We start from the raw sequence: 18958 nt of genomic DNA, 5'->3' as shown, positions 1-18958 counted from the left end.
AGAAGTCTCTCTAGTGCTTTGCGCTCTATATTATCCCTGATATACTGAGAGCTACACGGCACACCCAAAAGGAGAGAATCCAATGAACAAACTGGTGTTTTTCCTCGGCCCTGGAGGGGCTGGCAAAACTACATTAGCCAAAGCAGTCGCAGACCGGCGACCGGCGGCGGTATTTGATATGGATATTCTGCTGCGCCCTGCTGCCACTGCGATCATGACTATGCATGGGCTGGACCCTGACGACAGGGATTCCGGGGAGTATAAAAGACTGTGCCGCGATCTCGGCTACCGCATCACCATGGATGCAGCGCTCGATAATATCGGTCTGTACAGTGATATATTTGTGGTAGGGCCGTTCACCCAGGAAGCTGCCGACCCGCAGTGGATCGGGCGTGAGCTGGAGCGCATCGGATGGACGCTGGAGGAGGTTGAGGTGAAGGTAGTGATGGTGAGTCTTCGGGATGCCGAGACGTTCCGTGAACGGATCGAGGGCAGACAATCACCGCTGGATGCCTGGAAGTTCGCCCATTGGGAGAAGTTCAGCGCTTCCTTGGGCAACCGCACCGTTGCCTGGCCGATCCCGCCTGCACATGTGGCGCAGATTGATAACTCCAATCCGGACAGAGCCGTAGCTGCTACGGCTGTGGAGGCTTTTATATACGGTGAGGTAAACGGACAAAAGTGACCTCCCAACCTATAGATAGATTGAGAGGCCACCGTTAGATCAGAAGTTATTTTTTGATAGCGTGTATATAATGAATGGTCTCAAAAGCGCTCAAAGCGTCACTCCGGTTCCTGAAGAACCTGTCATTAATCTCACTTGGTGACAAGTGCTCATAGATCAGCAAGCCTGCTTGCTCCAGCAATTGCTCCATCTCCCGATCAGAGAAGCAGGACTTCATCGGCTCACCGCCCGCAGCAGCCAGCTGAACCATCTTCTCCACCCGGCCGGACAAGCCCTTCTCTTCCCACAGCCGCTCATCCGCATAATCCAGCACGATAGAGCTTCCTGCCGGGAGATCAGCAAATAACGTAGTAATCAGGCTGGCATTCTCCTCTCGGGTAAGGTAGTAGGATACCCCCAGCAGGCTGAAGAAGGTCTTGGCTTGCGGGTCAAATCCCTGTCCGGTCAGGTTGGAGTAAGCGAATTCCTTAGTGAAATCCATAGGTACAAAATGAAGATGGCCCGGAATCTCCAGCTGCGCTTCACTGAGCCTGTGCTGCTTGAACTGCTGGGTAGCCGGATAATCGACTTCAAAGATGTCCAGCCGCTCCTGCAATTGAGGGTGGCGGTAAGCAAAGGTGTCCAGCCCCGCCCCCAGGATGACATACTGCTTGAGTCCCAGGTTCAACTCATGCAGCAGGATGGCCTCGCAATATGCAGCACGCGCCAGCGGTGTCGGGGACAACTGGATGTGGGTAATCCACTTCAGGATGGCGTCAGGATCATCCCGATGCCTGTCCGCAACCTCCGCATTGAAAAAAGCAATTCCCTTAATCATATTCCGGCTGATATCAGAGAACTCCTGCGGTGAAATCAGCTTGTGAGCTACATAATCATCGAAAATCTTGGGGCTGTCATATTTACTGTGATAGGCTCGGCCAAACGCTGCTACTAACGAAGTTATACTGGACTGATTCTGCTTCAAACGTAATTCCTCCATAAAAAAATAAGATTCCCCCGGCCAGGAGAATCTTATTATATACACAAACTATTAATATGTAAAATATAGCATAAATAATATTTTTTGTCAATCATAAATATCGCAATCCCATTGATTCATCCCGGATTAGAGATAAGCACCGGCTTCCCCGAAGCTGGAGACCGCACCGCTGCCGACAGCGGCACAGAGCGCCGCCCCTACAGCAGCCTCTTCTGCATATTCACCGAGCGTAAGCGGTAACCCGAACGTTGCCTCAGCCTTGGCACACAGCACCGGATTCGTCCGTAGCGCATTGCCGGAACCGATAAGACGGCTGAACTTCTTCGCCCCCTCCGACTCCAGAGCCTTCAGGAAGCCGTGCAGTTCATCAATCATCCCCTGAAGAAAGGCATGTGCCAGTCCGCCTGGGGTAAAGTTATCAAGAGAGATCCCCTCCACGCTGCCGCGCTTCTTCGGGTCAGTCCTTGTCCCCAGAAACTGTGTGTTCACCTGTAATCCGTTGGTCTGATCGTGATACGGCTCCGCTCTCAGCAGCTGTTCGAGCAAGGAATAGACGTCTGCCGGAGCCTCCCCGGTATAGGCGGTAATTACCTGCCGGAAAAATCCTTCCAGCAGTGCATACGACTTCCCGCCGCTAAGCGCAGCGCCAACCATCAGCACCCCGCCGCCGGGGTACGGGCGCACCTCCATTGCCGCAGGAGCATTGCGGGAATCAGGCAGCCAGGCCGAGAGCTGACTCCCTGTACCGATGTTGAGCAGCAGTGATTCACCAGGCAGCGGTACGCTGCCCAAGAAGCTGGCCTGATTGTCCCCGAGCGAAGCATATACCGGGATTCCGCGCGGCGTTGAACCGATTGCCGTTCCTGAAGGAACCACCTGCGGCAAGAGGGATACCTCAATTTTGGCCCGCATAAGTGCGATTCGGTCAAAATCACCTGCCGCCAAGCTATAGCCACCAATCCCCGCCGCCTGCGTGGCATCCATCAGCGGCACTTTGCGATTCACCAGTCTCATGGCTATGTAATCGGCAATCGTGCAGAATCCGGCCGCGTGCTCAGGGACAAGCTGCTCACAGAGATTATAATAATGTGTTGCCAGCCCATAGCCGGGAGCTACCTGATAACCGGTAAGTCTGCTGAGCTGCTGCGCATACGTAAGACTGTTGTCCGCCCCGTAAGGCAGACTCCCTCTTCCATCCTGCCAGGTATAGAGCGGGCTAATATGGTTACCGTTCTGATCTATATATACAATCCCGTGCATCTGTCCGGTCAGCCCGATCGCTGCTGCTTCCGGTTCCCGCGATAACAGAAGGCCAAGGATACGCTCTGCTTGCCTGAGAATATGCTCCGGGTCCTGGAGCCGTTCCCATTCCTGGTTCAGACCGGAGGGCTTACCCGCTTGCTCCTCCGTAATCGTATGCAGGACGGCATGTGCCTCCAGATCATAGAGCAGCCCGGAGATGGATGTGGTTCCAATATCAAGACCGATGGTTATCATGTTCAGTTCCGTCTATCCTGCACTCTAATGTTGCTGCCGAATAAGGTGGAATCGCTTGTCAGCTTATAAGCCGGATACCCTTCCTCCGCTTCGAGTCGCATCGACTCATCGAACAGCAATTCCTGCTGGCGGTCACACAGGAAGGTGAAGGGCTCGGTTTGAAAGACAATATCTGTAGGCGAAGGCTCACTGACTATCCGGATGACCAGCACGCCATTGCAGCCGCAATCCTCTGTATCATAGAACATCTTGAATTGTCCGGGTCTGCCGGCAAGACTCTGCTCCAGCCTTTCCTTGGTAAGCGGGGTAAGCTCAATATGCATCTGAAATTCCTCCTCTTAGGGTTTTGCCGTATTTTAATATAACATAGAAACAGGCGCCGACATAACCGGATTGCTGCCCGGGATATGTCAACGCCTGACTCTAGTTCTTCTTCAGCCAATCTGTGAACGTACGGCTTCCTCCAGGCTGAGCAGCTCCGCTCTGACCTTGACTACCTCGCCCATAATAATGATTGCCGGATTGCTGATCTTCATCGCCGCGGCCACCTTGTCGATATTGCCAAGCGTTCCGGTTACCGTCCGTTCGCGTACGGTTGTTCCGTTCTCAATCAGTGCTACAGGTGTCTGCGGATCTTTGCCGTGTCCCAGCAGCTCCTTGCGGATGTCGCCCAGCTTGCTGACGCCCATATAGATGACCAGCGTGTCCACACTATGGGCCAGCGCCTCCCAGCGTACCGGGGAATCTTCGGCCTGGCAGCGGCTGCCGGTCACGATGGCGAAAGAGGCGGCAACTCCGCGATGCGTCAGCGGGATACCGGCAGAAGCGGCTGCGCCAACCGCCGAGGTAATGCCCGGAATCACTTCGTAAGGAATTCCGGCTGCGGCGGCGGATAACGCCTCCTCCCCGCCTCTTCCGAAGACGAACGGATCCCCGCCCTTCAGGCGGACCACATGACTTCCGGCTGCCGCGTGTCTAATCATCAGCCGCTCCGTAGCTTCCTGCGGCATCGAGTGCAGGCCCGGCGCTTTGCCGCAATAGATGCGTACAGCCTCACTTGGAGCATAGTTCAGCAATTCCTCGTTCACCAGCCGGTCGTATAGAATCACATCGGCATTCTGTATACGCCGCAGCGCCTTGAGCGTGATCAGCTCAGGATCTCCCGGACCTGCTCCGACAATGGATATGCTCCCCCGCTTCATAGGCTTTTCTCCAAGACGGGTGTACCTGGCCGCAATGCTTCTCCCCGTCCCGGAAGCTCGGGTGCCGGGATTCCTGCGGGCCTCTTGCTCTTGATTGACAAATAGAGTAGCAGGCCAGTGAACAGCAGCCCTCCGGCGAAGTTTCCGAGCAGCACGGGAATACCGTTCCAGATCCACCAGTCCGCCATAGTCACATTCGCCCCGAGCATCATACCCGCAGGAATGACGAAGAAATTGACTACTGTATGCTCGAAGCCCTGCCCGAAGAAGGTCAGGATCGGCAGCCACATGGCGAAGATTTTGCCGGAAGTGGACTTGGAGGTCATCGCCATGACGGCGCCCAGTGTAACCATCCAGTTGCAAAGCATGGCCTTAATGAAGGCCAGCGCCATCCCCTCCGCACCCATACTCTGATATGCCGTTGTCTTGCCCTCACTGGTTGTAATCAGTGTCTGCACCAGGGGATTAGACATGTCGGTCCCCATCTTCGTAATCGTCAGCCCATAGAGGGCGGCATAGACGGCACAGCCGATTAAGTGACCAATAATGACCCACAAGTAGTTCCCCAGCATCCGTCTGACTGTAGTCTTCTTCTCCAGGACAGCCAGCGGAATCAAAGCGAAGCTGCCGGTAACCAGCTCAAGACCAAGGAGGATGATCATCACGAAGCCCACCGGGAACAGCAGAGCCCCCACCATAGGGATCTTGGTCTGTGCGGCTGCCGTGAAGGCCAGGGTTGTGGCACAAGCCAGAATGGCACCGCCGAGACTGCCGCGGACGATTAGCTGCATGATGCTTAATTCTGCTTTGGATTTCCCTGCTTCGATCATGGAGCCCAGCACTTCACTTGGTTTGACATAGTCCATTATGAATCCCCCTTATACAATGAGATGAATTAGATCGTTAAGTACAAGCTGCCGGTGAGCGGATCGACTTCAACCTCATAGGTGGTTACATGCCCCGTATCGGGCGCCTGCACCTCACCGGTATGAAGCTCAATCCGCCAGTCATGGAGCGGACAATGCACCTTGGAGCCGCAGACCATGCCTTCGGAGAGAAGCCCGCCTTTATGCGGGCATTTATTCTCTACCGCCAGCACCTCTCCGCTGCTTAGTCTGAACAAGGCAATCTCGGTATCTCCGACCTGTAGTTTGCGTGATCCTTTAATATCTACATCCTTAAGGTTACCGACTAGCAATTTGGTCATTGTCATCTTGGGGGCCTCCTTAGACCGTCTCGGGTAAAGAGATCGGTTCGAAATTCTTGCGCAGCTCCGGTGTATTCACAATTTGCTTCCATGGATCGGTTGTGAGACTGAGCGCCTTCTGAATTCTCTCCATAAGTGCCAGCCGTTCTTCACGGGATTCCAGCGCCTGCTTGATGCTCTCCAGGCCCACACGCTCCACCCACTGCGCCGTCCGTTCATTCCATCCGGCATTCTCACGGTAATATTGCAGGAACGCACTTGCCCATTCCAGCACCTCATCATCGGTCTTCACCACGCAGAGCAGATCTGTGGCCCGCACATGAACACCGCCGTTGCCGCCGATATGCAGCTCCCAGCCGCCGTCAATCGCCACAATCCCGAAGTCCTTGATCGTCGCTTCCGCACAGTTGCGCGGACAACCGGATACCGCCAGCTTCACCTTCCCCGGAGCATTCATCCGTTCAAAAGCCTTCTCCAGCCGAATCCCCATTCCCATGGCATCCTGGGTGCCGAAGCGGCAATAGGTGGAGCCTACACAGGTCTTCACTGTGCGCAGTGTTTTGCCGTAGGCATGGCCGGAGGGCATATCCAGCTCCTCCCACATCTTCGGCAGATCCTCCTTCTTCACGCCAAGCAGATCGAGCCGTTGCCCGCCGGTGAACTTGACCAGCGGCACATCGTATTTAACGGCAACCTCCGCAATCTTGATCAAATCGGCTGGTGAAGTGACACCCCCGTAGATTCTCGGCACCACAGAATAGGTTCCATCCTTCTGGATGTTAGCGTGGTAGCGCTCATTGGTGTACCTGGATTCATTCTCATCCACATATTCCTCCGGCCAGAGCATGCCCAGGTAGTAATTCAGGGAAGGCCGGCATTTGGGGCAGCCTTCTTCATTGCTCCAGTCCAGTACATTCATGACTTCCCTGACCGTTGTCAGCTTCATCCGCTTGATTTCAGCGACAATCTCATCCCGTCCGAGTGTAGTGCAGCCGCAGATTCCTTCCTTGACCGTAACGGCAGCCTCACCGGCATACAGCTGGAGCAGTCCCTCCACCAGTGGCTTGCAGCCGCCACAGGAAGCCGATGCTTTGGTGCAGGCTTTGATTTGCAGGGCACTGGTACAGCCCCCGGAGGTAATCGCATCAGCAATCGTTCCCTTCGTGACGCCGTTGCAGCCGCAGATGATCTCGTCATCTGCCATCCCTTCCAGCCGGTTGCCTTTGGGGGAAGCCAGCGCATCCGCGGGAACACCGAGCAGCAGCTCTTTCTCACGCCCCTTGATGTTCTCGCCTTTCTTGATCATTGAGAACAGCTCCGCGCCGTCATTCGTATCGCCGAACAGTACGGCACCGACCAGCTTATCCCCGCTGATCACCAGCTTCTTATATACGCCTTCTGTCTCGTCCTGGAATCTGAGCGCCTTCGTTCCGGGCTGCTCATTGTACTGCCCTGCTGAGAATACATCCACCCCGGATACCTTCAGCTTGGTTGAAGTTACCGAACCGGCATATCCCTCGGTGGGCACACCCGCCAGTCTTTTAGCCAGCACTGCGCCTTGCTCGTAGAGCGGGGCCACCAGGCCGTAGGCAATGCCGCGATGCTCCGCACACTCCCCTACGGCGTAGATGCCGGGGAGATTGGTCTCCATATAATCATTCACAACAATTCCCCGCTTGACTTCAATCCCGCTGCTCCGGGCAAGCTCCACATTCGGCTTGATCCCTACAGCCATCACGATCAGATCCGCCTCCGCCGTTTCTCCGTCTGCGAACAGCAGGCCTTTGACTCTCTTTTTACCGAGAATGGCTTCGGACTGCTTCTTAAGCAGGAATCTCATCCCCTGAGCCTCCAGCTCCCCCCGCAGCATACGGGATGCGGCCTCGTCGAGCTGACGTTCCATGATGTACTCGTGGATGTGAACCACCGATACATTCATCCCCAGATGCAGCAGCCCTCTTGCCGCCTCCAGTCCGAGCAGACCGCCGCCGATCACGAGCGCCTTGGTATATTTTTGCGATACGTCCTGCATGATCTGGGTATCCTTGATGTCGCGGAAGGCAATAACGCCCTCCTTCTCTGCACCCGGGATCGGCAGCATGAAGGGATTGGAGCCGGTAGCCAGAATCAGCTCATCGTACTCAGCGGTGATTCCCTGGTCTGTATAGACCCTATGTGCAGCAGTATCAATAGAAGTTACTGTGTGTCCCGTGTACAATGTGATATTGAAGCTGCGGTACCACTCCAGGTCGTTAATTACGATCTCATCCAGACTCGCCCCGCCTGCAAGGACGGAAGACAACATGATCCGGTTATAATTGGGATAAGGCTCTGAGCCGAAGATCGTAATCTCGTAAGCCTCCGGCGCTAATTTGAGCAGATGCTCAATCACCCTCACCCCTGCCATTCCGTTGCCGACTAGTATCATTTTTTTGCGCTTAGCTGTCATCTCTATCTCTCTCCTCTCCAGGTAAACAACAGAAATAGCCCGCTCCACTCCGCCCGGAAACATACATTTCCCGTTAGCGATTTAAGTGAGAGCAGGCGCCATTGCCGCTTCAGCCGGATACATCGTTGTATCCGTAGAATTGATGAATTTGTTAAAACGACTATACTACAGGCCTTTGCCGTACGTCAATAATTATGACATATAAAATTTAATTAATTTAATTTATCGACAAGATTACGTAATCTGTGTTATATAATATAACATTAAGATAGTGTGTGATTGTATTCTGCCGAATCCTTCACAGTGCCCCTATTATGATCTAAAGGAGCGTCGTCCACCTATGCATTCCCTGTTGGTTATTGAGCCCGCTGGAACAGAGAGCCCCGCAGAAGCGCGCTCCTCAGGGAGCCCTGACAGTATCCTCAGCTCCTGTGGTTATGTAGTAGGAACAGCAGCTTCTCCCGAACAAGCCGCCCCGCTCATCGGCGATGCGGACGCCTTCATCCTCAACCTTCCGGTAACGGATATCAGCAGCTGGAGAGCCCTGCTGGTCCGGCATAAGGTCGCCCCGGTATTATGGTGGTGCACCCCGCTGACCTCTACCTTATCCGTCTCCGCCTGCGGCGACGACATTATGGTAGACGGAATTCTGTCTCCTGCGATGAAGTCCCCGGAGATCCACTGGATGCTTCACTTCAGCTCCAGGCAATGCTTCGAGCGCAAGCAATGGCTGAAGGAACGGGAGCAGCTATTGTCCCGGATTGAGGAACGCAAATGGATTGACATGGCCAAGGGCATCCTGTCCCAGGCCAAGAAGATCAGTGAATCGGAAGCCTACGACCTGCTGCGCAAGCAGGCGATGAATGAACGTAAACGGATCGTAGATGTGGCAACCTCCATCGTCAAGGTCTACCAGATGCTGCAGGATCAAACTAAGGAGAATTCCATATGATTAATATTCTCAAGGAAGTAGCCCGCGGTAAACGCGGTGCGAAGGATTTAAGCTACGGGGAAGCTGAATATGCGGCGGAGGCTATTCTCGGGCAGACCGCTTCACCGGTGCAGATCGGGGCGTTCCTGATCGCAGAACGTATGAAGCTGGAGAGCCTGGAGGAGCTGGAGGCTTTTGTCGCTGTCTGCCGTAAATATGCCCTCCGGGAACCTGTACACCAGGGAATAGACTGCGCCGGTCCGTATGACGGCAGGGTTCATTCCTTCATTGCTACCTTCCCTACGGCCTTCCTGCTGTCTGCCGCAGGTCTGCCGGTCACCCTGCATGGCTCAGCGGGCTTGCCGCCCAAATGGGGAATTACGCTACAGGATCTGATCCAAGCCAGCGGAGTAGATGTGACAAGTCTGAGCCGCAAGGCCGCCATTGAAGCCGCCGAAGCCAGCGGTGTGCTGTTCGTGAAGTCGGAGCAGTGGTGCCCGCCGCTGGGGGAGCTTCGCGGACTCCGTGAGGATATCGGGATGCGTACGATCTTCAATACGGCTGAGAAGCTGATCGACTATTCGTGCTCGCCGTTTATTGTATTCGGTATTTTTCATAATACGGTATTCGACCGGATCTCCCGGCTCATTGTGAAGCTTGGCTATCAGCGGGGGCTGGTGGTTCAAGGCGTGGAAGGCTCGGAGGATCTGTACATTGACCGCCCCAACCGTGTATACCGTATTCAGAACGGAACGGCGGAGCTGGACATCATCGACCCGGAGGCGCTCGGCCTGGAGGTGGCTGTACCTGCGGAGCTGGAATGGACCGCAGCACGGCAGCTGCGTACTGCCGAGGAAGTCCTGCAAGGCGGCGGGCATATGGCCTACTACAACCAGACGCTGCTGAACGCCGCAGCCAGACTACACGCTGCCGGCCGTGTGAATTCCATTGAGGAAGGCGTCTATACGTGCAAGCCTCTGCTGGACAACGGCCTGGCCTGGGAGACGTATCTGAAATGGCAAAACGCCATGCTGGGCCGAAAGGCAGCCTCTCTCGGGCAGGGATAAACTAAGCTGTGGCTAATGGTGGAAAGGAAAGCAGACGGATCACCGGATGCGGGGGAAATGAACCAATGAGGTGTATTAGTGCACCTGAATTCATCGGATGCGGGGGAAATGAGCGAATGAGGTACATTAGTGCACTTGAATTCCTCGGACGCGGGGTACATGAGGCAAATGAGGTGTATTAGTGCACTTGAATTCCTCGGACGCGGGGTAAATGAGCGAATGAGGTGCATTAGTACACTTGAATTGGTCCATGGCATTGTGTTTGTTGAAAGTTTGTTGAAAAAATAAAAAAATCTGGAGATCAGAGCGACCCAAACACCGGTCCGTTCACGCAGTGTCCATCCAAGTGCCCCCGTCGATCTTACTCCAAAATAGAGGGCTGCCCCAAGTAGCCATTTCACGGCTTGTGGGACAGCCCCTTCTTTTTGCCTACACTAAGCTCTACGCTCTAAGCTCCTAAGCCCTGGACCCACGCGCTCCGCCCAGCTTGAATACCAGAATGCCGCCGACGATGATCAGAACGCCGATCAGTTGATTGAACGAGAACGGAACCTTCGCAAGGCCCAGCCAGCCCAGTGAATCCCAGAGCAAGGCGAACCCGAGCTGGGACGTAAGCACAATCGAAATGGCATAGGTTGCGCCGAGGATTCTGGTAGCCCGGACCAGACAGATCACGACCCCCACTCCAATCATCCCGCTTAACCAGTACCAGGGCTGCATATGCTGCAGCGTGAACATATTCTTCCCTTCCATGATCAGCCCCATGAGGAGTGAAGCGGCGAAGCCCATGCCCAGCACCAGTGTGGTGGTGGTCCAGGAGCCTGTATGCTCATTGACCTTGGCATTGAAAATATTCTGTAAGCTGACCAGCGCACCCGCGATTAACGCAAGTAGTATTCCTGCTAACATATCTGTTGCTCCCTTATCTGCTGATTTGAATGGCTTGTGTTGTTCATCCTCAGAACTTCAGTACCACTACCCCGAGAATCATCATCCCGATCCCAATGAACTGCGGCAGCTTCATCTTCTGCTTGGCGACACCGAACCAGCCCCGGACATCAATTACAAAAGTCAGGCAGAGCTGGGCGATCAACAGTGCCGAGATGGTCAGTGTAACCCCGATGTTCTGAATGGCAGTAACCTCGCTGAAAATAACGAATGCGGCAAAAGCGCCGCCGGTCAGGTACAGCGGATTACTTTTGCGGAAGCCGTGTTTCTTCCCGTCACGAACCATCAGTGCAATAGCCAAGGCCATAATAAACCCGGTTAACTGAGTAATCGTAGCCGCCTGCCAGGTGCCAATATCCTGACTGATCCTGGCATTAGCTACCCCCTGAAGTGTAATACAGGCCCCGCCCAAAAATGCGAATAGTATCCCTCTCATCTGTCTCTCTCCTCTGTATGCTTCTCTGTACTTATTAAAAGCCAGTTCGCCGGATTGGAAAAGGACATATGTCCTATAATGTAAAAGTGTCTGCGCTTAAGAGACAACAAGCCCGTTTCAGGCCGTATTCCGGCTTAAAACGGGCTTGCCTTATATTCGCCAGCGTATAGCTGATCTTCACCAGACGATCAAGCGAGCAGCTTCATTTCCCGCAGCTTGTCCATAATGATTACACTGACCGCGGATACACGGTCTTTATCCTCATAAGTCAACCACGCCAATTCTTCGATTTCCGAAGCAGGGGTTAGCTCGCCGGTGAACTCCGCGCTCAGGCAGGTCATCCGTACGAGGATGCCTTCTGTTTTGCCATCCGCCTGGGCTTCAAAGCTTCCGAATTCAGCAATCGTCTCCGGCCGGATCTGTACCGACAGCTCCTCTTCAACCTCACGGATTAGGGTCTCGGCGTCACTCTCACCGGGCTCCCGTTTGCCGCCGGGGAAATAATAGGTGTCTTTCCCTTTGGAACGCGCGCCCAGTACTTTGCCGTCCACCACATAGATCCATGCTACTTTATCAATCACTTCAGTCATGGTTAGCCTGCACCTTTCCGTTTGTCTTTAATATGCATATGCTGCCCGGCCTCTTGCCAAGGCACCGGATAGGCTTCACCCTTGGCACAAAAGATAGAGGTGGAGGAGTAAGCGGGGTCTGCATTTTTATTATAATTGCGCTGTGCGATGACCGCTTCCGTCTGGTGGCATGGCAGGTAACCGGCCACTCTGAGTGACAGCGAGCCTTTGCCCTGAGTCATGGAGGCCAGCCTCACGCCGTAATCCATGAAGCTTGCCGCCGGAACCGTACCGGTTATTACAGCCTTGGACTCCAGGATATCCGGGGGGTTGAAGAAGCCGCCTGCCCGCTGGATATCACTCATAACTTTTCCCACATCGTCAGAATCTATCCGGATCTTCAGGTCATAGACCGGCTCCAGCAGCACATTCTCCGCCTGCTCCAGCCCCTGGCGCAAGGCGCGGAACGCCGCTTCCCGGAAGTCTCCGCCGCTCGTATGCTTATTATGCGCCCTTCCGCTAAGCAGCGTGATCTTCAGATCCGTCAGAGGGGACCCGGTCAACAGGCCGTGATGGCCGCTCTCCAGCAAATGCTGCTCAACCTGGTGCTGATAGCCCACGGCCAGATCATCCGGGTGACAATCGTTAATGAAGGTAATCCCGCTGCCGCGTTCCCCTACTTCAAGCTTCAGATGAACCTCGGCGTAATGGCCCAGCGGCTCGAAATGCCCGCAGCCATAGACGGTATCGGCAATGGTCTCCTTGTAGAGAATCTCCGGGGGACCAAAAGCGACCCGGATCTGGAACCGTTCCGCTACGATCTGCTCCAGAATCTCCAGTTGAATCCCGCCCATCACATGAATATGCAGCTCCTGCAACTCTTCATCCCAGCTTACATTCAGTGAAGGATCTTCCGCGCCAAGCTGTCCGAAGGCATGCATTAGCTCCTTCAGGTGCACGGGCGGCTCGAAGAGGACCTTGGACTTCAGGGTGGGGATTAGACCGCTCCCGTGAATATCGTGAAGCGCCCCCACACCTGCGCTCGGCAGTGCTTCGCTGAGTCCGACCACGGCGAACAGCTCCCCCGCGGCAGCCCAGTCGGCGGAAGTATACTCGGTACCGTTATATTTGCGGATTCCGGTGATCCGTTCAGAGGAACGTTCCGTTTCGGGCCCATAGCATAAGCTCTCCCGGTTCTTCAGCACTCCCTGGAGCGCTTTGATGTAGGTGATGCGTGTGCCTTTTTCATCATGGCGGATTTTGTAGACTCTCCCGGCAAAAGGGAGCTGATGATCGTACTCCGTGAAGGTGACCTTACTCAGAACCTCCAGGAACTCCCCCACTCCGCGGTCAAGCAGCGCTGACCCTTGCATACACGGAAACAGCTCTCCGCTTTTCACGAGGGACTTCATTGCATTGAGGCAATCGCTGTCTGACAAAGTGCCTTCCAGGTACGATTCCAGGAGCGAATCCTCACGTTCGGCAACGAAAGATTTCATCTCATCGGTCCACGCTTCTTCCGGCTGCTGCGGCAGCAGGAAGGCATTGCCGCTAAGCTGCTGCCGGATCTCCTCCACTACACGCCCCGGGTCCGCACCGGCACGGTCGGTCTTATTAATGAAGAATAAGGTTGGAATCTGATGCTGGCGCAACAGCTGCCAGAGCGTTTCGGTGTGACTCTCTACACCTTCCACCGCGCTAAGAATGACCACTGCATAGTCCAGCACCTGCAGACAGCGCTCCATCTCCGGAGAGAAATCCACATGGCCCGGGGTATCCAGCAGGAAATAACGCGCATCCTTATAAGTAAACTCCGCCTGATCGGCAAAGACTGTGATCCCGCGTGATTTTTCAATCTCATGGGTATCCAGAAAAGTGTCCTGATGGTCCACACGGCCCCGGCTGCGGATCGCTTCAGTATGGTAGAGCAGCTGCTCGGCGAAGGTCGTCTTACCGGCATCGACATGCGCCAGCAGTCCGACAGTTATATTATTCATAGGGTGCTGCTACACCTCTCCACGGATATGCGGAACGACCTCAGACTGATAAAAAGCGCTCAGACGTTCCATTTCAGCAGAACTATACGACGGTACATCCAGTGTTGCGAGATTATCCTTCACCTGAGCTTCATTCTTGAAGCCCGGAATCACGCAGCTGACGGCCGGATGGTCCAGAATCCAGCGCATGGAGGCCCGTGCCATATTGCCGCGTCCTTCAGCGATCCATTCCAGCTTATGTGCCAGCTCGACACCTTTAACGAACGGCAGCCCGGCAAAAGTCTCGCCCACATTGAACTGCTCTCCGTTCGCGTTGAAGCTGCGGTGGTCATTCTTCTGGAAGGTGCTGGTCTCCTTGAACTTGCCGGTCAGCAGACCGCTGGCCAGCGGCAGGCGCACCAATATCCCTGCACCCGTAGCAGCTGCTACGGGCAGCAGTTCCCGGGCGGGCTGCTGGCGGAACAGATTGAAGATCACCTGCAGCGCTTCCACTCCCGGATATTCCAGACACAGCAGACCTTCCTCGATGGTCTCTACACTGACGCCGTAATGGCGGATTTTGCCCTCGGCCTTCAGCTGGTCCAGCGCTGCGAAGACACTGCCGTCCCGCAGAATTTCAATCGGCGGGCAGTGGATCTGATACAGATCAATCGCCTCCCGCTCCAGCCGCCGCAGGCTCTGCTCACAATATTCGCTTATTCTGCGCGCGGAGTAATTCTCCGGATCGTGGATATCCCCGGCCCGGCAGAATTTCGTGGCAATATGTACCTCATCTTGTTTGCCCTTGGTCGCCTTGGCGAGCAGCTCTTCTGCATGACCGGAGCCATAGACATCGGCTGTATCGAAGAAATTCACGCCCTGCTCCATCGCCAGCTGCAAGCCCTTCAGCCCATCTTCGTCCCTGCTGTTCCCCCAGTCCCCGCCAATCGCCCAAGTGCCAAAGCTGACTTCACTAACAGACAGACCCGTATTTCCCAGCTTGCGGTATTTCATCTTAAGAACCCTCCGTTTAAGAGATTAGTGTATGGAACCGTTCACAACTCCTCTTATTATGAAGGGTTTGGGCGGTCAGGTCCAGTTTATGATTGGGGGAAGTGATGGAGATTGAGGGAGACTCGGGGAGGCTGGAGGAGATTGGATTAGATTGAAGGAGGTACTATCCTTTTGAATGAAGACGTGGAAAAATGTATCTTAATTTATCCATTTCTGAAGATTACAAGGAAGCAAGTGGAAAAACAGCATCTATTACCCTTAGGTTTTGCCTCTTGGGCTGAATGATGAATATTTAAGTGCTGTTTATCCAATTGCTGTTTTAATACAGCCAATTTGCCCATTAGCAAGTGTACAAAATCCATCTACTCTCCAGCCCCTAACATCCCTGGAACCCTTTAACGTATTACAAAAGCAAACACCGGATAACTCTCCACAGGCTCGAAGCCCAGCTTCAGGGCTAATTTATGCGAAGCGGTATTCTCATGCGTCGTTTCCCATAACGGCTCGCAGCCTCTCTCCAGATAATAACGGATCAACGAACGGGCAGCGAGCGTCGCATATCCTTTGCCGCGCTCCGCTTCTGCGTAGGTATCTACATCTATGAAGTAGCTGTTGTTCACAATGAATCCGTTATTCTTACAGAGCGACACAATCTGGTCGCCTTTGCTCACAACAGCCCCAACAGTGTTCAGTCTGCCGAACCGGTCATGAATTTCATGCGCGATAATATTCTTTTGCTCCTCCAGGACCGGAAATTCTTCGTAAGCTACAGTTACATCATCAGGTGAGAATTCAACCGCAGCACCGGCTTCCAGTTGAATAAAACGTTCTCGCCTCAACTCATACACTGACTCCATATGTCTCTGAATACTCAGTCCTGCGTACCCTTGCAAGAATAAGTTCGTCCATGCCTCACCATCATCCGTGTAAATCTCGAACCAACTCTCCTGCCTCTGCTTGCAATCAGGAACGACAACCGTCTGCAAGAAGGATATCAGCTTCATCTGATGGATGTCTCGACTGATATCTCCGGCAGCATACATCCATCTAGCCGTAGTCCATACCACTGCAAGTGTTGGCGCAATGGTGTCATCGGCAAACACCCGTCCAGGATAATTTCCTAGCAAGACGGACAAGGCCGGAATATGTTGTTTTTTCTCATTGAAAAAATGAAAAATCGCTGAATATTCCTCCGTTTTGAGCTCTATCATTATGAAAACCCTCCAGGTCAGCTCTATAATTCAATACCGCAGCACCAGCACAAACCGCATCCCCCGCTCCAGCGGCTCCGTGAAGATATCGCCACCCATTTTCTGTAGCAGCTGTTTGCAGATGAAGAGACCCAGGCCATTGCCCGGCTTGCCATCGGCGTTGGAGCCGCGCCAGAAGCTGGTGAAGATGTGGGGCAGCTCGCTCAGGAGCAGCGGGGCCCCCGAATTCTCAATGACGATCAGCTGGCGGTAATCCTCCTCACGGAAGGTAATAGAGATGGACTTCCCGTCCCCATACTTGATGGCATTCTCAATCAGATTGTTCAGCACCTCAAGCAGCCGCTCTTCATCCCCAAGCAGCAGCTTGTCCTGATATTCTCCTACCTTCAGCTCCGTCTTCAGCAGCTCCAGCCGTCCCTTGTGGTTATGGATGACGGTGCGGATCAGTCCGCTGATATAGAACTCTCCCGGAACAACCTCTATATTCTGCAAAGAGGAGACCGAAGCGGTAATCATACCGCCAATCAGCTGCTCCAGTTGCTCTGCTTGCTGGCCGATCAGCCGGGCGGCTGTGTGCCGCTTGACTTCGCTGTCATACAGGCTGCCCTCCAGGGCGCTGGCATAGAGCCTGATCGTGGCGACGGGTGTTTTGAGCTCATGCGACAGGGAGGCGACGAGTGTCTGGCGGTCTTTTTCCAGGCGGAGATTGGTCTGCTTCTGGGCATCCAGTGTCTGCCGCAGCAGATCCAGCCCCCAGATGAACCGGCCGAAGAACCGGCTCCGGTGCTCCTTCATGCCTATGTTCACCTGACCTCTGGATAGCTCGTAGGGTAATTCCTGCAAGATATGGAACGGCCGCAGAATCTCCTTGCGGATATAGAACAGCAACACCATCACCGCTCCAAGCGCCGCCAGCAGGAACAGATTCAGCACCAGCGGGATACTGTAGTCGGGCCCGGAAATCCGGTAAGAGAAGCGTAAATACCCCACTAATTCCTGCTCCTCATAGACAGGTTTGACCATGATCTCATAGGTTCCCGCAAGATCTGTACCGGCAAAAAACTGCTGAACAGCCTTCGCCCCCTCACCCTTCCCTATCCAGCTTAATCCGTTCACGTATGTATAACGGTTCTGATCCAGCACGATATCCTCCGGCCGAATTCCGCTCCTCAACTCGTCTAAGATCCGGTTGATCTCTACCCGGTAAGCCTTGCCAGGCTCTTGTGTCTTCTTGTAGGATACATATCCGTTCAGAGCAGCGATCAGCGTCAGCCCGATAAGAACCGTCCAGAGCATCAGCCTGTTAAATGCCCTCATATTTATATCCGACACCCCAGACGGTAACGATACGCTTCGGCTCTTTGGGGTTAGGCTCGATTTTGTCCCGCAGCTTATTCACATGTACGGTCAGCGTGGACGGCTCACTGAAGCTGTCTGCTCCCCATACCTGCTGGAACAGCCACTCTTTGCGCAGCGCCTTGCCCTTGTTGCCCATCAGCAGCACCAGCAGCTCGTATTCTTTGACTGTCATCCCAAGCGGCTGGCCGCTTCGATATACCACCCTGGAGGTCTGATTCACGGTAAGTTCGCCATCGGTAAGCAGCAGCTTGTTCTCGTTCATATCATAACTCCGCCGCAGATGCGCCTTGACCTTGGCCGTCAGCAGAGGCACCGAGAAGGGCTTCTCCAGGTAGTCGTCCGCACCCAGCTCCAGACCGATAATCTTATTCTCGTCCCCGTGGCGTGCACTCATGATCAGAATCGGCAGATTGAACTTCTCCCTGGCGAGTCTGCACACTGCGAAGCCGTCAAGCCCGGGCAGCATAATATCGAGCAGCAGCAGCTTGACGGCATTCGCCTCCAAATAAGCCAATCCCTCTTCAGCGGAAGCCGTATTACACACGGAATATCCCTCCACCTCCAGAAAATCCTTCATCACCTCCGCCAGCTCCGCATTATCCTCAATGATCAGAATGTCCGCCACGGCTATCTCCTCCTGCTGCCTGCTACCAGCCCATCTCCATCAGCCAGCCCGTCAGGCTGTGTTCACGTTCCCTGAGACCCTGTTCCGGCAAAAATCTGCCCAGCAGATGCTCCCCCTGAATATTGCCGTCCACCATATAGAGTACCTTATCACTCTGTGCGGCTACCTTCACATCATGAGTAACCATCATTAGTGTGGTCCCTTCACGGTTGATCCGGCACAGCTCGGACATCACTTCCTGTGCGGCTTTGGAGTTGAGCGCACCTGTCGGCTCATCGGCGAACAGCATCGCCGGCTTGTTAATGAGCGCCCGGCAGATACAGGCCCGCTGCAGCTGCCCGCCGGACACCTCAGTAATATCATGGCCCGCCGTCTCAATGATGTTCAGCTTCCGCATCAGCTCATCGGCATATTCATTCACCTCGCTGCGGCTGCGTCCGCTGTCCTTGCCGCCCAGCGATTGATAGCCTGATAGAATAATATTATCATAAATCGAGAGATTGCCTAGCATATGCATCTGCTGGAAGATGAATCCCATGCGGTGCAGCCGCAGTTCGGCCATGCCTTTCTCAGAGAGCCGGGAGAGGCTCTGCCCGTCGAAGACCACCTCTCCCGCTGTAAGGCGGTCCATCCCGCTGACGGTATAGAGCAGCGTAGACTTGCCCGAACCGGACGGCCCCATGACAGATACGAACTCCCCGGCATGAAGCGTGAAATTAATATTCCGCAGGACATTGTTCTGTCCTTTATTGACGATATAGGTTTTGCATAGATTGGTTACTTCTAGTACTGCTGCCATTTCG

Annotated in this window: 19 protein-coding genes; 3 read left to right on the top strand and 16 right to left on the bottom strand. The window is 54.3% G+C overall.

The genetic code is table 11. From position 1 onward, the window contains the following. Positions 1–82: 82 nt before the first annotated feature. Positions 83–685: a P-loop nucleotide/nucleoside kinase family protein gene (locus KDC22_RS16010; protein ID WP_211723772.1), complete on the top strand. Its 603-nt coding sequence runs from the start codon at positions 83–85 to the stop codon at positions 683–685. Between the two features lie 46 nt (positions 686–731). Here the strand turns inward: KDC22_RS16010 and KDC22_RS16005 are convergent, their stop codons facing one another. From KDC22_RS16005 to nirB, 7 genes are all read right to left on the bottom strand, one after another. Beyond that, the gene (locus KDC22_RS16005) at positions 732–1649 is read right to left on the bottom strand and encodes a class I SAM-dependent methyltransferase (protein ID WP_211723771.1); all 918 of its coding nucleotides are present in this window, start codon (positions 1647–1649) and stop codon (positions 732–734) included. A 141-nt stretch (positions 1650–1790) separates the two neighbouring features. After that, positions 1791–3161 (bottom strand): sedoheptulokinase, encoded by a 1371-nt coding sequence (locus KDC22_RS16000; protein ID WP_211723770.1) that lies wholly within the window; start codon positions 3159–3161, stop codon positions 1791–1793. A gap of 2 nt (positions 3162–3163) precedes the next feature. Next, positions 3164–3484 carry an iron-sulfur cluster biosynthesis family protein gene (locus KDC22_RS15995; protein WP_211723769.1) on the bottom strand — a complete coding sequence of 107 codons (321 nt, stop codon included), beginning with the start codon at positions 3482–3484 and terminating at the stop codon, positions 3164–3166. Between the two features lie 111 nt (positions 3485–3595). Further along, entirely contained in the window at positions 3596–4363 is a 768-nt protein-coding gene (cobA, locus tag KDC22_RS15990) for a uroporphyrinogen-III C-methyltransferase (protein ID WP_173127265.1), read from the bottom strand. Further along, positions 4360–5229 (bottom strand): formate/nitrite transporter family protein, encoded by an 870-nt coding sequence (locus KDC22_RS15985; RefSeq protein WP_211723768.1) that lies wholly within the window; start codon positions 5227–5229, stop codon positions 4360–4362. Before KDC22_RS15985 ends, cobA begins: the two co-directional genes overlap by 4 nt. A gap of 29 nt (positions 5230–5258) precedes the next feature. Then, a complete protein-coding gene (gene nirD, locus KDC22_RS15980; RefSeq protein ID WP_173127706.1) occupies positions 5259–5570 on the bottom strand; it encodes a nitrite reductase small subunit NirD in 312 nt (103 codons plus the stop codon). Between the two features lie 19 nt (positions 5571–5589). Next, the gene (gene nirB / locus KDC22_RS15975; protein ID WP_211723767.1) at positions 5590–8019 is read right to left on the bottom strand and encodes a nitrite reductase large subunit NirB; all 2430 of its coding nucleotides are present in this window, start codon (positions 8017–8019) and stop codon (positions 5590–5592) included. Positions 8020–8359: 340 nt separating this feature from the next. Here nirB and KDC22_RS15970 point away from each other — a divergent pair, with 340 nt between their 5' ends. Next, complete coding sequence (locus KDC22_RS15970; protein WP_211723766.1) at positions 8360–8971, top strand: ANTAR domain-containing response regulator; 612 nt, start codon at positions 8360–8362, stop codon at positions 8969–8971. Then, entirely contained in the window at positions 8968–10017 is a 1050-nt protein-coding gene (locus KDC22_RS15965) for an anthranilate phosphoribosyltransferase (RefSeq protein WP_211723765.1), read from the top strand. Before KDC22_RS15970 ends, KDC22_RS15965 begins: the two co-directional genes overlap by 4 nt. 456 nt (positions 10018–10473) lie before the next feature. Here KDC22_RS15965 and KDC22_RS15960 read toward each other — a convergent pair whose 3' ends face one another. The 9 genes from KDC22_RS15960 to KDC22_RS15920 form a co-directional block, all read right to left on the bottom strand. Beyond that, complete coding sequence (locus KDC22_RS15960) at positions 10474–10926, bottom strand: DMT family transporter (protein WP_211723764.1); 453 nt, start codon at positions 10924–10926, stop codon at positions 10474–10476. Between the two features lie 49 nt (positions 10927–10975). Next, a complete protein-coding gene (locus KDC22_RS15955; RefSeq protein ID WP_211723763.1) occupies positions 10976–11401 on the bottom strand; it encodes a DMT family transporter in 426 nt (141 codons plus the stop codon). Positions 11402–11589: 188 nt separating this feature from the next. Beyond that, a complete protein-coding gene (locus KDC22_RS15950; protein ID WP_173127240.1) occupies positions 11590–11991 on the bottom strand; it encodes an NUDIX hydrolase in 402 nt (133 codons plus the stop codon). Between the two features lie 2 nt (positions 11992–11993). Further along, positions 11994–13967: an elongation factor G gene (locus KDC22_RS15945; RefSeq protein WP_211723762.1), complete on the bottom strand. Its 1974-nt coding sequence runs from the start codon at positions 13965–13967 to the stop codon at positions 11994–11996. 9 nt (positions 13968–13976) lie between these two features. After that, a complete protein-coding gene (locus KDC22_RS15940; RefSeq protein ID WP_211723761.1) occupies positions 13977–14960 on the bottom strand; it encodes an aldo/keto reductase in 984 nt (327 codons plus the stop codon). A 395-nt stretch (positions 14961–15355) separates the two neighbouring features. Then, positions 15356–16171: a GNAT family N-acetyltransferase gene (locus KDC22_RS15935; protein ID WP_211723760.1), complete on the bottom strand. Its 816-nt coding sequence runs from the start codon at positions 16169–16171 to the stop codon at positions 15356–15358. A 30-nt stretch (positions 16172–16201) separates the two neighbouring features. After that, the gene (locus KDC22_RS15930) at positions 16202–17488 is read right to left on the bottom strand and encodes a sensor histidine kinase (protein ID WP_211723759.1); all 1287 of its coding nucleotides are present in this window, start codon (positions 17486–17488) and stop codon (positions 16202–16204) included. Beyond that, on the bottom strand, positions 17475–18155 hold the full coding sequence (locus KDC22_RS15925) for a response regulator transcription factor (RefSeq protein WP_211723758.1): 681 nt from the start codon (positions 18153–18155) through the stop codon (positions 17475–17477). The genes KDC22_RS15930 and KDC22_RS15925 overlap by 14 nt, the downstream gene beginning before the upstream one ends. Positions 18156–18177: 22 nt before the next feature. Further along, a complete protein-coding gene (locus KDC22_RS15920) occupies positions 18178–18954 on the bottom strand; it encodes an ABC transporter ATP-binding protein (RefSeq protein ID WP_211723757.1) in 777 nt (258 codons plus the stop codon). Between the last annotated feature and the right edge of the window lie 4 nt (positions 18955–18958).

Origin of the sequence: Paenibacillus tritici, assembly GCF_018207515.1 — a bacterium.
Classification (GTDB): domain Bacteria; phylum Bacillota; class Bacilli; order Paenibacillales; family Paenibacillaceae; genus Paenibacillus_AQ; species Paenibacillus_AQ tritici.
This window is presented reverse-complemented; position numbering and strand designations above follow the sequence as displayed.

Coding starts and splice junctions, on each gene's coding strand:
- KDC22_RS15965 (WP_211723765.1), top strand. CDS start 8,968: ATGATTAATATTCTCAAGGAAGTAGCCCGCGGTAAACGCGGTGCGAAG.
- KDC22_RS15930 (WP_211723759.1), bottom strand. CDS start 17,488: ATGAGGGCATTTAACAGGCTGATGCTCTGGACGGTTCTTATCGGGCTG.
- KDC22_RS15950 (WP_173127240.1), bottom strand. CDS start 11,991: ATGACTGAAGTGATTGATAAAGTAGCATGGATCTATGTGGTGGACGGC.
- KDC22_RS15940 (WP_211723761.1), bottom strand. CDS start 14,960: ATGAAATACCGCAAGCTGGGAAATACGGGTCTGTCTGTTAGTGAAGTC.
- KDC22_RS15920 (WP_211723757.1), bottom strand. CDS start 18,954: ATGGCAGCAGTACTAGAAGTAACCAATCTATGCAAAACCTATATCGTC.
- KDC22_RS16010 (WP_211723772.1), top strand. CDS start 83: ATGAACAAACTGGTGTTTTTCCTCGGCCCTGGAGGGGCTGGCAAAACT.
- KDC22_RS15945 (WP_211723762.1), bottom strand. CDS start 13,967: ATGAATAATATAACTGTCGGACTGCTGGCGCATGTCGATGCCGGTAAG.
- cobA (WP_173127265.1), bottom strand. CDS start 4,363: ATGAAGCGGGGGAGCATATCCATTGTCGGAGCAGGTCCGGGAGATCCT.
- KDC22_RS15985 (WP_211723768.1), bottom strand. CDS start 5,229: ATGGACTATGTCAAACCAAGTGAAGTGCTGGGCTCCATGATCGAAGCA.
- nirB (WP_211723767.1), bottom strand. CDS start 8,019: ATGACAGCTAAGCGCAAAAAAATGATACTAGTCGGCAACGGAATGGCA.
- KDC22_RS15960 (WP_211723764.1), bottom strand. CDS start 10,926: ATGTTAGCAGGAATACTACTTGCGTTAATCGCGGGTGCGCTGGTCAGC.
- nirD (WP_173127706.1), bottom strand. CDS start 5,570: ATGACCAAATTGCTAGTCGGTAACCTTAAGGATGTAGATATTAAAGGA.
- KDC22_RS16000 (WP_211723770.1), bottom strand. CDS start 3,161: ATGATAACCATCGGTCTTGATATTGGAACCACATCCATCTCCGGGCTG.
- KDC22_RS15955 (WP_211723763.1), bottom strand. CDS start 11,401: ATGAGAGGGATACTATTCGCATTTTTGGGCGGGGCCTGTATTACACTT.
- KDC22_RS15970 (WP_211723766.1), top strand. CDS start 8,360: ATGCATTCCCTGTTGGTTATTGAGCCCGCTGGAACAGAGAGCCCCGCA.
- KDC22_RS15935 (WP_211723760.1), bottom strand. CDS start 16,171: ATGATAGAGCTCAAAACGGAGGAATATTCAGCGATTTTTCATTTTTTC.
- KDC22_RS15995 (WP_211723769.1), bottom strand. CDS start 3,484: ATGCATATTGAGCTTACCCCGCTTACCAAGGAAAGGCTGGAGCAGAGT.